This is a genomic window from Shinella sp., assembly GCF_052438155.1.
GTDB lineage: Bacteria > Pseudomonadota > Alphaproteobacteria > Rhizobiales > Rhizobiaceae > Shinella.
In genome coordinates, this window is sequence record NZ_JBQVPI010000057.1 from 1 (window position 1) to 12,576 (window position 12,576).

At 60.0% G+C, this 12,576-nt stretch carries 14 protein-coding genes; 7 read left to right on the top strand and 7 right to left on the bottom strand.

Going from position 1 to position 12,576, the window contains the following annotated elements; genetic code table 11:
- Nucleotides 1–641, top strand: a 641-nt coding sequence (locus ACT6VE_RS33360) for a DMT family transporter (protein WP_444802482.1), incomplete at its 5' end; no start/stop codon positions are given.
- Nucleotides 642–718: 77 nt separating this feature from the next.
- Here ACT6VE_RS33360 and ACT6VE_RS33365 read toward each other — a convergent pair.
- Nucleotides 719–1,138, bottom strand: a complete 420-nt coding sequence (locus ACT6VE_RS33365) for an RrF2 family transcriptional regulator (RefSeq protein ID WP_444802483.1) — start codon at nucleotides 1,136–1,138, stop codon at nucleotides 719–721.
- A gap of 89 nt (nucleotides 1,139–1,227) precedes the next feature.
- Between ACT6VE_RS33365 and ACT6VE_RS33370 the strand changes: the two genes are divergently transcribed.
- The 5 genes from ACT6VE_RS33370 to ACT6VE_RS33390 all read left to right on the top strand — a co-directional run bounded on the left by ACT6VE_RS33370 (nucleotide 1,228) and on the right by ACT6VE_RS33390 (nucleotide 3,913).
- The gene (locus ACT6VE_RS33370) at nucleotides 1,228–1,707 is read left to right on the top strand and encodes a group III truncated hemoglobin (protein ID WP_444609877.1); all 480 of its coding nucleotides are present in this window, start codon (nucleotides 1,228–1,230) and stop codon (nucleotides 1,705–1,707) included.
- The gene (locus tag ACT6VE_RS33375; protein ID WP_444609878.1) at nucleotides 1,704–2,009 is read left to right on the top strand and encodes a DUF1971 domain-containing protein; all 306 of its coding nucleotides are present in this window, start codon (nucleotides 1,704–1,706) and stop codon (nucleotides 2,007–2,009) included. The genes ACT6VE_RS33370 and ACT6VE_RS33375 overlap by 4 nt, the downstream gene beginning before the upstream one ends.
- Nucleotides 2,002–2,466, top strand: coding sequence for a hypothetical protein (locus tag ACT6VE_RS33380; protein ID WP_444609879.1), 465 nt, complete (start codon nucleotides 2,002–2,004; stop codon nucleotides 2,464–2,466). The genes ACT6VE_RS33375 and ACT6VE_RS33380 overlap by 8 nt, the downstream gene beginning before the upstream one ends.
- A gap of 76 nt (nucleotides 2,467–2,542) precedes the next feature.
- Nucleotides 2,543–3,007 carry a globin domain-containing protein gene (locus tag ACT6VE_RS33385; protein WP_444802484.1) on the top strand — a complete coding sequence of 155 codons (465 nt, stop codon included), beginning with the start codon at nucleotides 2,543–2,545 and terminating at the stop codon, nucleotides 3,005–3,007.
- Nucleotides 3,008–3,187: 180 nt separating this feature from the next.
- Entirely contained in the window at nucleotides 3,188–3,913 is a 726-nt protein-coding gene (locus tag ACT6VE_RS33390; RefSeq protein WP_444609881.1) for an alternative oxidase, read from the top strand.
- 495 nt (nucleotides 3,914–4,408) lie between these two features.
- On the opposite strand, the gene ACT6VE_RS33395 is transcribed toward ACT6VE_RS33390, so the two are convergent.
- The 3 genes from ACT6VE_RS33395 to ACT6VE_RS33405 all read right to left on the bottom strand — a co-directional run bounded on the left by ACT6VE_RS33395 (nucleotide 4,409) and on the right by ACT6VE_RS33405 (nucleotide 7,707).
- Entirely contained in the window at nucleotides 4,409–5,602 is a 1,194-nt protein-coding gene (locus ACT6VE_RS33395; RefSeq protein WP_444802485.1) for an IS91 family transposase, read from the bottom strand.
- A gap of 4 nt (nucleotides 5,603–5,606) precedes the next feature.
- Nucleotides 5,607–6,524, bottom strand: a complete 918-nt coding sequence (locus ACT6VE_RS33400; RefSeq protein WP_444574160.1) for a tyrosine-type recombinase/integrase — start codon at nucleotides 6,522–6,524, stop codon at nucleotides 5,607–5,609.
- A 172-nt stretch (nucleotides 6,525–6,696) separates the two neighbouring features.
- On the bottom strand, nucleotides 6,697–7,707 hold the full coding sequence (locus ACT6VE_RS33405; protein WP_444610431.1) for a site-specific integrase: 1,011 nt from the start codon (nucleotides 7,705–7,707) through the stop codon (nucleotides 6,697–6,699).
- A 188-nt stretch (nucleotides 7,708–7,895) separates the two neighbouring features.
- On the opposite strand from ACT6VE_RS33405, the gene ACT6VE_RS33410 reads away from it, so the two are divergent.
- Nucleotides 7,896–8,840 carry a hypothetical protein gene (locus ACT6VE_RS33410; RefSeq protein ID WP_444610430.1) on the top strand — a complete coding sequence of 315 codons (945 nt, stop codon included), beginning with the start codon at nucleotides 7,896–7,898 and terminating at the stop codon, nucleotides 8,838–8,840.
- Here ACT6VE_RS33410 and ACT6VE_RS33415 read toward each other — a convergent pair.
- The 3 genes from ACT6VE_RS33415 to ACT6VE_RS33425 form a co-directional block, all read right to left on the bottom strand.
- Nucleotides 8,800–9,819, bottom strand: coding sequence for a ParB/RepB/Spo0J family partition protein (locus ACT6VE_RS33415; protein ID WP_054590507.1), 1,020 nt, complete (start codon nucleotides 9,817–9,819; stop codon nucleotides 8,800–8,802). The two genes, ACT6VE_RS33410 and ACT6VE_RS33415, sit on opposite strands and share 41 nt — an antisense overlap.
- Before the next feature lie 47 nt (nucleotides 9,820–9,866).
- Entirely contained in the window at nucleotides 9,867–11,069 is a 1,203-nt protein-coding gene (locus ACT6VE_RS33420; RefSeq protein WP_054136652.1) for an AAA family ATPase, read from the bottom strand.
- Nucleotides 11,070–11,238: 169 nt separating this feature from the next.
- Complete coding sequence (locus ACT6VE_RS33425; RefSeq protein ID WP_444802486.1) at nucleotides 11,239–12,390, bottom strand: replication initiation protein; 1,152 nt, start codon at nucleotides 12,388–12,390, stop codon at nucleotides 11,239–11,241.
- Between the last annotated feature and the right edge of the window lie 186 nt (nucleotides 12,391–12,576).

Below are 12,576 nucleotides of genomic sequence, written 5' to 3' on the forward strand. Positions count from 1 at the left end.
CGGTCAATGGTCTCTTGTTGCAGTCGATGCAGCCAGTTTTGATCCTGCTGCTTGGAGCGGCAGTTTTCCGCGAACAGGTCGGCCTTCCGCAGCTGGCAGGGATAGTTCTTTCCATCAGCGGGGCTTTGATGATTATCCTTGGTGGTAACTTGTCTGCGCTCGTCAGATTCGAGTTCAATTCAGGTGATCTTGTGATCTGTGTGGCGGTCGTCGTCTGGTCGATCTACTCTGTGCTGCTGCGTAAACGTCCCGCTGTGCATCCGCTAAGCTTTCTGGCGGCAACTTTCGTCGTCGGCATTGCGATGATCTCGCCCTTCTATATCGCCGAAATCGCAAGCGGTCGCTTAATTGAAAACCGGCCGGAAAGCTGGCTGGCTATCTCCTATGTCAGTCTGTTTCCTTCACTGATTGCCTATCTGTTTTTTAATCGCGGAGTCGAACTGCTTGGATCGACGGCAACTAGTCTCTATCTCAATATCATGCCCGTCATCGGGGCCTTGCTTGCGGCTGTGTTCTTGATGGAGCCTATCGGCTGGTACCATTTCATTGGCATGGGGTTAATCGGCGCCGGCATCGTCAGCGCTGCTCGCAAATCCGGTCAGGCTATCGCGCGTACTTACAACTCGGGTCCAGGATCATAGCCGAGAGACTTGCTTGCGGTATGTCCCCAATTAACAAGGCTGACCAGGCCATCTTCCAGATAACCGACCAAACCCATTTAGAGCAGGCTCTCTTGCAGTGCTAAGGGGTCTTTGACCAGATCGCCAAGTGAATAGCGATCGAGGTGCCGGAAGAATGCCTCAAGCGCGCCGGCCAGGGCGTGGCGCAGTCGGCATGCTGGCGTGATTACGCAGCTGTTTGTGGCGGGATCGAAGCACTCCACGAAGCTGCCGGTTTCTTCCATCTTGCGCGCGACTTGGCCGACATTGATCTGAGTTGCGGCCTGCGCTAGCCGAAGGCCACCGGATCGCCCGCGTACGGCCTCAAGAAAACCCTCCGCCACCAAACGTTGTGCCACCTTCATCAGGTGATTCTTGGATATCCCATAGGCCTGCGCGATCTCGCCGATCGACCTGTGGCCATCATGGACCGCCAGATACATCAAGGTGCGCAGGGCGTAATCGGCATGCAACGACATTCTCATTAAACATGCATATCAAATATTGCTATTTGCCGCCAGTCGCAATATAAGATGCAAATGCAATACATCTTATCAGGACGCGCGCGATGAACGCAACAGCACATGCCGAGCGCGTTCGTGCGGAACAACGCGCAAAGGCTGCCGAGGTTGGCATCGACGAAACCCTAATTGGGGAACTGGTCGACCACTTCTATGCCCGCATCCAGCTTGATGACCTGCTCGGGCCGATCTTTGCCCAACACGTCGCCAACTGGTCGCATCACCTGCCGCGAATGAAGGATTTCTGGGCCTCTATCATGATCGAACCTGGCCGCTTCAACGGCCGGCCGATGCAGAAGCACATAGCGATGGGCATCTTGACCAAGGCCCATTTCGAGCGCTGGCTGGCGCTCTGGGATGCCACTGTTGCGCAGGACGTCGGAGATCAAGAAGCAGCAGAACGGTTCCGAACATCGGCCCACCGGATTGCCGACAGCCTGGTGACCGGGGTGCTGGCCGAACGCGGTGGGCTGGCGGCGCTGCGCAACCGAACGACTGAGCCTGTCCCCCTGGAGACCAAACCATGACGCTGACACCTTATGCATCCTCGCCTGTTTTCGACGAGCAGTCGCTGCCCGATAAACTGCGCAACGATCATCGAACCAAGGACGGGACCTGGGGTCTTTTGCGCGTGCTGGAAGGCGAGGTGCAGTTGATCTTCACCGACCCGCGTCGCGAAGTGCTGGTCACACCGGATACGCCTGCACCGATTGCACCGCTGGCCACGCATTACGTGGTCCCTCTGGGCAAGATGTCGATGCAGGTCGAGTTTTACCGGTCAGAACCCGTCCTTGACGGTGACCTGACGTCCGAGCGGTCCGGTGGATGATTTTGCGCTCGCGCGCGTCGTCCATGTCGTGGCGGTGTTGTTCTGGATCGGCGGTGTGGGCTTTGTCACTCGGGTGGTGATGCCGACAATCCGGCACAGTGAAACCCCTGCTGACAGGCTTGGCAAATTCCATGCGATCGAGGAGCGCTTCGCAGGGCAGGCCAAAATCTGGGTCCTTCTCGCAGGGGCCAGCGGCTTCTGGATGGTGCACCGGGCCGAGATGTGGAGTCGTTTTGCCGATCCGAGCTTCTGGTGGATGCACGCAATGGTCGCGCTTTGGGCGGTGTTCACGCTGATGCTGTTCATCATCGAGCCATTGTTTCTACACCGCCACCTCGCGACGTCGCGGACCCCGCAAGCCGATTTCGCGCGATTGGAACGCGTCCACCACATCCTGATCATGCTTTCGCTGATCACGCTGGGGGGCGCGGTCGGTGGCAGCCACGGTCTGTTCTGACCTGACATCACCCGTGCCCGTGAGCACCAATCTGTCACACTGGCTATTCCTGAGGAGGAAATAAATGAGCAGAATATTGAGCACCGAGACTAGGGCAATCGTCAATTCGACCGCGCCTGCGCTGCAACAGCATGGCGTGGCGATCACCCAACGGATGTACGAGCGGTTGTTCGTCGATCCTGCGGTCAAGGCAATGTTTGACGAGGCCGCGCAGGAAAGCGGCGAACAGCCGCGCCGGCTTGCCGCAGCCATTCTCGCCTATGCGCAGAACATCGACAAGCTCGAAGCGTTGACGGCCCCGGTAATGCGTATGGCCGCGCGGCACGTTGAGACAGGCGTCAGGCCCGAGCACTATCCAATGGTCGCAAATGCCCTGTTGCCTGCGATCCGCGACATTCTGGGCGACGCAGCCACCGATGAGGTCCTGTCGGCCTGGGGCGAGGCGTATTGGGCACTGGCCGAGATCCTGATCGGCAAGGAAGCGGCTATGTATGCGCAAGCCGAGAGCAACGCTTTGGAACGCATTGCGTCAACGCGCTAACATCAAGCCTGCCCGTTCGATTGGTCGCAAGGCGCCCAGCATCGCCTTGCAATCGGGCATTCACCCACCACGTTTCGTCATAGCCGTCAAAAATTCTGCCGCTGGCGCTGCGTGCACATCACGCGACTGAACAGGCACTCCCTCCCCGATTGCACCCTCCGTGTCCTGAAAGGACCGAATATGGTCAACACGATTCTTACGCCCGACCGGCAGGCGCTGGCCGCTGAGCATGATGCCCAGCCGGTGATCCATCATGCCCCCGAGGGCCTTTCGGACCGGTTCGCGCTCGGCTTCACCAAGCTGCTGCGCTTCACGGCCGACACCTTTTTCGCCAAGCGCTACGGGCACCGTGCCATAGTGCTCGAGACGGTCGCCGCGGTGCCCGGCATGGTCGGTGCCATGTTCACCCATCTGACCAGCCTGCGCGCAATGAAGGATGATGAAGGCTGGATCCGCACCCTGATGGAAGAGGCGGAGAACGAGCGCATGCACCTGATGACGTTTATCGAAATTGCCAAGCCGACGTTGTTCGAGCGGCTGGTCATCCTGATGGCGCAGTGGATTTTCCTGGTGCTGTTCTCGATCCTCTATCTGGTTTCGTCTCGCACCGCGCACCGCGTCGTGGGCTATTTCGAGGAAGAAGCGGTGATCAGCTACACATTATACCTTCAGGAGATCGACGAAGGCCGCTCGCCCAACGTACCTGCCCCTGCGATTGCCAAGCATTACTGGAAGATGGCAGGCGATGCGACGCTGCGCGATGTCGTCCTGCTCGTCCGGGCGGACGAGGCGCACCACCGCGACGTCAACCACGGCTTTGCCAGCAAGCTGGGCGGCAAGCCATTCGAACCGGGCAAGACGGCACCCTATCCTGCGCACGCCGATGACATCCGGTTGCAGGCGTAGGCAACCAAACGCGATAGCGGCATCCAATCCAGACCTTGTTGAAGTCCATATGTATGCGCTTTCCCGAGGGGAGGATCGCCAACGGCTTCCATTCTAAACCCGCCCAAACCTGTCTTTCTCTCAACATCTTCAAACGTTCGGAAATGGCCGGTATAAACATAACCGGTCGTTCCCTTTAGCAGTGGCGAATGGCGGCTTTGTCTAAGGATTTCGGGCGCTTGCGTACGGAATCCTGACATGGAGGAACCCGCGGGCCCCATTCGCCGGTCTATGGGTAAAAGGGCTTTGATGTGGATTGGGGGGACTGGGTCAGACGTGGCAGCGTGCCCATCATCGGCACGATAGCATGGGCAGCGGGTGAGATTTGCCCGCGATGGGTCCCTGATTCTGCGTGCAGTGGTTGTAGTTTTGATCGCTTCCATGGAGCGGGCGCAGATATCCCCATGGGCCGGGACACCGTGACCTCGGCCATGCAGTAGTATGAGCCATGCCGGATCATGCCGCGTGTCTCCGGGCCGAGGATACTGGGGGCGGCGGTGCACGCGGTTGGTAGCAGCGGGCGAAGGCCTCGATGATGGTCATGTGCCCGCCGCAGCATGGGCATGGCGGGCGATGGTCGGGTGGTTCTTCCGGTTCGGGCTCCTCGACCGGCGCAGCGACCCCCAGCAGCCTGCGGGCGAGCGGCATGGCGTCCTTGTGCGTCGAACTGGCGAGCAGGCCGTAATGCCGGATGCGATGGAAGCCGCGCGGCAGGACGTGGATCAGGAAGCGGCGGATGAACTCGTCCGTCTCCAGCGTCATGACCTGCTGGCGTTCGGCACCGCTGCGACGGTAGTCCTTGTAACGGAACGTTACGCCGGTCTCGTCGAAGGTGATGAGACGCCGGTTGGAGATGGCGACACGATGGGTGTAGCGCGAGAGGTAGGCCAGCACCGCCTGCGGCCCGGCGAAGGGCGGCTTGGCATAGACCACCCAGCGCTTCTTCCGGATCGGCGACAGATGCCGAAGGAAGGCCTTGCGTTCCGCGAGGCCGGCCAAGGTGTTGAAGAAGGCCAGCTTGCCGGCATCGTACAACGCCAGCAGGCGCGTGAGGAACAGCCGGCGGAACAACGCGCCCAGCACCCGCACCGGCAGCAGGAACGCCGGGCGCGACGAGACCCAGCGCGTGCCGTCCAGCGCGATGCCACCACCGGGCACGATCATGTGCACATGGGGGTGGTGGGTCAGTGCCGATCCCCACGTATGCAATACGGCGGTGATGCCGATACGTGCGCCGAGGTGCCTGGGATCGGCGGCGATGGTCAGCATCGTGTCCGCAGCCGCGCGGAACAGCAGATCATAGACCACCGCCTTGTTCTGCCACGCGATATCCGCGACCTCGGCCGGCAGCGTGAACACGACGTGGAAGTATCCCACTGGCAGCAGATCGGCCTCGCGCGCGGCCAGCCAGGTGTGCGCCGCCGCTCCCTGGCACTTGGGGCAATGCCGGTTGCGGCAGGAGTTGTAGGCGATCCGCCAGTGCCCGCAGTCGTCGCAGGCCTCGACGTGACCGCCCAGCGCGGCGGTGCGGCAGGTCTCAATCGCCGTCATGACCTTAAGCTGGCCGAGGCTCAGATGCCCGGCATGGGCTGCGCGATATGCGGGCCCGGCACTCCGGAAGATGTCGGCGACCTCGATCGAGGTGCGCACCGGTTCAACCGGGCGGCGATACCGTTCGGTTCCGGCCTTCCATAAGCGCAACGATCTGGTCAAGCGGACTGGCTACCGCCCGCATGGTCTTGCTCGACACCTTGGTATAGATGGCAGTCGTATCGATGTTGGTGTGGCCCAGCAGCACTTGGATTACGCGGATATCGACACCCTGCTCGAGCAGGTGCGTGGCAAACGAATGGCGCAATGTGTGCGGACTCACTCGCTTATGAATCCCGGCGAACTCGGCCGCCTCATGCACGGCGCGGTTCAACTGGCGCGCCGAGATCGGGTCGGTGCAGTTGCGACCTGGGAAGAGCCAGCCATTGGGCAGCATCACCCCGCGGCGCTTGCCCTCGCGCCACCACTGACGAAGCAAATCCAGCAGGTGCGGGGAAAGCATGGCGTTACGATCCTTGCGTCCTTTGCCCTGCTCGACACGGATGATCATGCGCTGGCTGTCGATATCTGCGATCTTGAGGTGGGTCACCTCGGACACGCGCAGGCCCGCACCGTAGGCTACGCTGAATGCGGCCTTGTACTTGATGCCCGGTGCTGCCTCGATCAACCGTGCCGCCTCTTCGACACTCAGGACCTCTCGAAGCTTGGGTTCGCTCCGGATGACAGATAGGCCAAGCGCAACCTCTGGCCGCTTGAGCGTCATGGTGAAGAGAAAGCGCAGAGCCGATACCCCGGCATTGATGGTTGCCGGACCGACGGCACGGCGATGCTGATCGAGTTGGAAACGTCGGAGGTCTTCTGCGCTGGCCGTATCGGGAGGGCGGCCCAGAAACGCGGTGAAAGATCGCACATGGCGAATGTAGTCCTGTTGCGTGTGCGCCCCAAGTCCTCGAAGCTTCATCTCCTGCAGCATCCGCTCGCGCAGTGAACCAATCGGGGCGGAAGTAATCGTGGTGTCCATGGTGAGTTCCTCTGTGTTGAAGGAACCTCACAATCTCATGGCGACTCCGCCTCGCCCAGGGGCCCTTGCAATTACAGCGTGTCCCCACCGCAAGCGCCCCTCCCGCGGAGCGGGTTCGTCCAATGTCCCAGACCCGGTCAATTGGACCATGCAGCGTGCTCAAAAACACGAACTACAGAAATCTCTCGCCCGCATGGTTTTCGAACAGGGCTGCGTCGCGGACATAGCCGAGCAGCACTTCGACCTTCTTCTGCCGCGATACCTCCTGCATCTTCGGCAATGAGGCCCCCGCCTTGGCTGCCTCGGTCAGGAACCCTGAGCGTAGCGAGTGGGCACCGAATGCGGCAGGATCGAGCCCAACCTTTTCGGCGTAACGCTGGATCAGGCGGGCAACCGAGCGATCCGACATGGGCTCCTTGGTCATCATCCCTTGTGCGTCGGTGCGGAAGAACAGGGGACCTGCCTCCCCTCCCCTGACGCTGAGCCATTCGTTGAGGCGGGGACCAGGCTTGAGCACCTTGCCCGAGGGAACCGCGATGACCTGCCCTGCCCCCTCCTGGTCGGTCTTAGAATGCCGGATCGTCAGCTTGAGCCCCTCGCGCACCAGTTCGAGGTCAGCCAGCTGTAGCGCGACCAGTTCGGAACGCCGCAGCGCCGCCGCCAACCCAAGTGCCATGACCGCTCGGTCGCGGATCGCTCGCGAACTCTTGCCTTCGGCCGCTGCGATCATTCGAGCCAGATCGACGGCCAGAATGGCGCTCTTCTTGCGCGTCGGCCGCGCACGCTGCTCGCGGCGAATCCCAGCAAGTGTGTCAGCAATCACATCGCGCGGATCGCGATGCTGAGGTGCGACCTGACCTGCCTGCCTGTGGTGCCAGGCGATAGCGGCAAGGTGCCGCCCGATGGTGCTGTCCGCCCTCCCCGCCTGCGCCAGCGAGGCAAGGTATGTGGCCACTGCCTCCGGCAAAGCCGGCATAGGCTCAAGATCGCGCACCCAGCACCATTCTTCGAACTGCCGCCAGTCGCTGTCATAGGCCCGCACAGTGTTGGCCGCCTTGGATCGCGCCCGGTACGAGCGCGCCGCCTCGATCTCAGCTGCGAGCTGCGGCGGGATCGCATTCCCCCGCGTCGCGAGCGCGGCTTCATCTGAAAGCCTTATGGTCTTACTGCTGTCATCGTCCACGGCGACGTTCCTGAAGCTTGATTGTCACGGGGGTGCCTTCCCTGTGCCTTCGCGCACGGGCGAGATCGCACCGAATTTCGCCTGCCTTATATCGATAGACATATCGTCCGTGAAGGGCTCTTATCGGACAGCAAAGGCACCGTACAAGCTGGGTATACTTTTTAGGCCATTTATATACTATCTGGCCGATGGCATCCGCCCCAGCACCCTGGCAACTGACGCTTGCCCGCATCGAAGGCGCCCTCCCCTTCATCTCACCCGAGCTGTCCGAATGCCTTGCGCTGGCCTCACTCCGGCGCCTCTGGCGCATGCATGTGCGCGATTATCCGTTTGATAATCTTGGAATTGAACACAATCCGGGGCTTGAGGCCGACGAGCTTGTGCGCTCGTGGTATTCCGAAGAACGCCGTCAGTTCTTGTCGTGGATCAGCCGGCGAGGTCACCCTCCCCTCGCCCATGCCGCCAAGCTGGTCATGGCCGCCAAATGTCACTCTGAAGGGTTCAGCGAGGCCTACTTGCCCGCCGATCGTGCACTCGAACGGCTCGATGCGGTGCTGCCGACCCGTGATCCGATGGGGACCCTGCTTGAATGGTTGGCGGAGCTGCGAACTGAAGAAATCGACTTTCTCGAAGGCGGCAGCGAGATGCTTCAGGTCGGTGGGTTCGCGGTCACACGTTCGGCGCCGCGGGGGGCGGCCTGGGCTGCGTCGCTTGCGGCGGCCATGCGGCCACACTTGTTTGGGCTGGGGTCGGCTCCAATGGTGCTTGCTGGGGTCATGCCGCGTGCTGTGTTTCGTGAACTCCATGAAGAGCCGTTGCCCGTTGTGCTTCGCGCGGCGCTCCAGGTAGCCAGCGAAAAGGCTGAGGTCGATTTGCGCTTCCTGCGAAGGGCTGTCGTTCAGGCCGACGATGTACTTTCTGGGCTGTATGCCTCTTCGACTGCTCCGCAAACCTGGCGGATGATCGTCAGCTTGGGCCCACTTACCCGAGCTGAGCTCGCTCGGGGACTGGGTGTAACAAAGCGCACCGCTTCTCAATCGGTAGCTTCACTTCAGGAGGCAAGTATGGTGCTCCTTCGGCAGACCGACGGCGCTATATTGCCGGCCAGTGCTGATCTAGAACGGCGCGAATAGCCTCTTCCGCTTCCTGCCGTGTCGCGCCGCCCTTATTCAGCAACGTGACACGGACGCCCTTACGGTCAGCCCCATCGATCCGAAGCACTGGCTTCCCACTAGCACTGGCCACGGTTTCAGGCTTTCCTGACTTCTTGGGGGATCCTGACTTCTTGGGGGGGTCTGCCGCGAGAGCGAGCGCCTTGATCACCTCAATCACAGACATCGACTTGCCAGTCTGCTCGCGCTCTGCAGCAAGACGTTCCGCCTCACGGAAGGCGCGCTCCCGTCGATCCTCAGGCTTGAGGAGCGCTTTGAGCGCAATCGCATTGCGAATGCCAAGCTCCTGCGGATTGGCAAATGCCCTGGTCAGCCCATCTGGCAGCCGTGCCAGATCGAGATACCGCGTTAGCCAGCTTTCGGAGACTTTAAGCCTTTCCGCCATCGTCTTCTGCCGACCATCGTAATAGGCCGTCAGGGCGCGCAGATAGTCTTTTGCGCGTTCGAGATCGGTGAGATCATCCCTAGCCCGGTTTTCAATGTCCGCGAGCCTGAAGGCCTCTTCATCGCCCATCTCGCGTACGTCGACGAGAAACTTGAAGTCTGGATAGTTGTGCGAGCGCAGCCAGCTGATCGACCAGTGTCGGCGCGCTCCGCAAATGACCTCAAACTCAAACCCGTCATCTCCGGAAAGGCGACGGACGATCGCGGGTATCTCCTGCCGCCCTTGAGCCTTGATACTCTCAATAAGGTCCGCGCAGCGTTCCTCATTAAGCAGAGCATAGTCGCGGTTATGACCTGCCCACATCCGACACTTTGCTGGGTCAACAAGCTCATGTGTGCGAGAAACAATCGCTCCCGACGCCAGGTCAGCAAGACGGTTTGAACGCCCCGTAAGCACGTTTGAGGCAATGCTCGATCTACGAGGGGCAGCAGTATCCTCGGTCAGGTCAATACCTGCCGCCAGATCGGCCGCGAAACCACTGTTCTTCCTACTCATGCAAGCCTCCCATTAGCAGAATTGCACGCGTGCAATTTTCCAGCGGCTCATACCAAAGCCTCCTGACGGAGGCGCTTCTGATGGCTGGGCCACATCGATCGAATATCAACTTCGATTTCCGAATTCACGCCATCAAGATAGTTCAGGCAACGGTTGCGAACCGCCGAACTCGTGGCAGGGCCATCAAGCTCATACACTGTCATCAGCCGCGCTGTAGCATTGTCGATCTCGGCCGAGTCCTTGAGAGGCGTGCGAACCATCGCATGCCCGAATAGCGTCCGCATCAGCTGCAACAGCTCTTTCTGCATCGATTTATTCTCATCGACCTTGGACGCGACAAAGCGGAGGAACTTCAATTCTGGAGCGAGACCACGGTCTGCCAGCTGCTCAATCGTTTCATCTAGCATCGAGAGGAATGCAGCCGTCGAGGAGAAATCCATAACAGTCGGCGGTACCGGCACGACCAATGCGTTAGCGGCCCGCAGCACGGACAGCGAGATCGCCCCGAGGGCAGGCGGCGGATCCATCACCACGACATCGAACCGATCCGATATACTCTCGATTCCCTCCTTCAGTCGGTCAAGAAGCGCGCCGTTCCCCTGTGCCATCCGTGCGGCTAGTTCGTATTCGGAGTTGAACAAACGAAGGTTGGCGGGAATGAGCTCCAGACCGTCGAAGTGAGTCTTGCGGAGCGCGTAGTCCAGAGATGATCGCTCCCCCTCACGAAGGAACGGATAAAGGGTATCATCTTCGGTGAGGTCGAGATCCGGCACATACCCAAAAAGGGTCGTCGCCGAGGCTTGGCTGTCGCAATCGACGAGCGCAACACGGTAGCCTCTGATGGCCAGATACTGAGCAAGGTGAACGGCCAAAGTCGACTTACCAACACCTCCCTTGAAGTTCTGAACGGCCACGACACAGCAGGGATCGTTTGGAGCCCGATAGGGTCTTGTCCCGAACACGCCGCGCATGTCGTTCAGCTGGGCAAGCGTATATCTCTCTCGCCTGTTGTTGTCGGTCCTCGCAGGCTCTGGCAGGCGGCCGTCCTTTTCCGCATCACGGATAGCAGCCGGTGTGCGGCCCACAAGTTCGGACGCTTTCCCGATTGTAAAGGTTGGCTCGCGCCGGTCATCTGCCCTAGCGCTTCGCGCGGAATCTCGGAGCTTTTCGAGTACCGAGGAGGTTCGACTGGCCAGCGTCGCGACCGAGACCAAACGCTCGGCTTCTTCAATCTGAAGTCCGTTAGACACATGCCATCCTTTCGCAATTCCGCATATGCTACACCGACTTGCGCTTTTCGGTCAAGAAAATCGGGAATTTCGAAAGTTGGAGCGCATAATCGGTCAGAAATCTGGGTCGCCGCGCCCTATCCTGACTCGGTGGGGGCTTAGAAAATTGCACGCGTGCAATTTCTGCCGTTCAGGGTCGGCCCCGGCGATTGAACCACCCCTCACAGAACCCTTTCCAGGCGGCGATCAGCTTCGCACCGCGAAGCTTCTCCAAACGCTCACCCATATGCTCGCGAAAGCCGTTGGCGATCAGATCTACGTCCCAACCACCGCCATGCTTACGGCCTATCTCAAGGAGGTCGTCATGACCAAAGCGCAGCGTTCCCACTGGAAATGTCGCCTCGGATGGCTTCTTAGCTGAGACTGCTCCTCGCGGTGCCGGAATAGCCCCCTGCCCCACTGTAACGCTCTCTACAGCCCCATCACGCCTCGCCTGGCGTCCAGCTGAATGACGATCAAGCTCGTCGACAGTCTCAAGCACCTCCGGTGCGCCTTTGGGTTCGAACCGGAACTCGATCTCCGTGACTGTTCGACCCTGCCTGATTTCCCGCCACTCAACACGGAAGTGAGCTAGCTGGTCAATTTCGGATTTTGCCTTCTCCAGAACTTTGCGCCGAAGTTGAGCGAAGTCTGTGTAAACATCTGGTGGAATACCCAATGCTGCGCGCAGCGCCTGCATGTCTCCCCGCCAAGTTGCTTGTCGACGATGAAGTCGGAGTGCTCCCAGCTCGTAAAGCTTCAAGGCATAGTTCGAACGGAAGCCAAGCACCGCTTGCCGATTGAGCACAGCATAGGTTTCTGATGCCTGGATGAGCTTGCGAGCATCAGGAGTGAATTCCCACTCGATCCATCCAGTCTCGCCGCCCTCCTCATCTGTCTCCTCCTTCGACCGCGAGATCAGGGAAAACAGGAGCGTCGCCTTCTTTCCCCGCCAGGATTTGTCGTCGACGGCAAACAGCGTTCGGTGCAGTTCCTGAAGCATGTCGGTAATTCGCTCATTGCCCTTGTGGCCTCGCCGAATGTCGGCCTTACGTATGCGGTGAGGGCGATCCTCCCAGGCGTCACCCCCAGCTGTGAGGATCATGAGAGCAAGTAGTCGCGAAGCTGTCAGACTGAGAGATTCGCCTTTGACAAACTTGATTTCGATGATGCTGCCTGGCTTGGCGAACTCGTCGCCGCCCTTTGCCTTCAACGCGGCAGCAACCCGCATCGCACGGCCAGGGGATCCTTCCTCGGGCTTCTCATCACGAGCCTCGGCTATTGGGCTAACATCCGTTTCCATGCCATAATGCGATCAAAGCTTCATTCTTGGTATGCTGATTGCTGCCTGACCTGACCTCATCAGTCAAGTCAGGTCAGGATATAGAAATGGCCGCAGCCCCCAAGAGGTCAGGATTGAGTTGGTCGGATCGCGGGTCTGAATCGCCCAAGAAACCGCGAGTCGCTAGGTTCTCCAACAGGGCTTAAA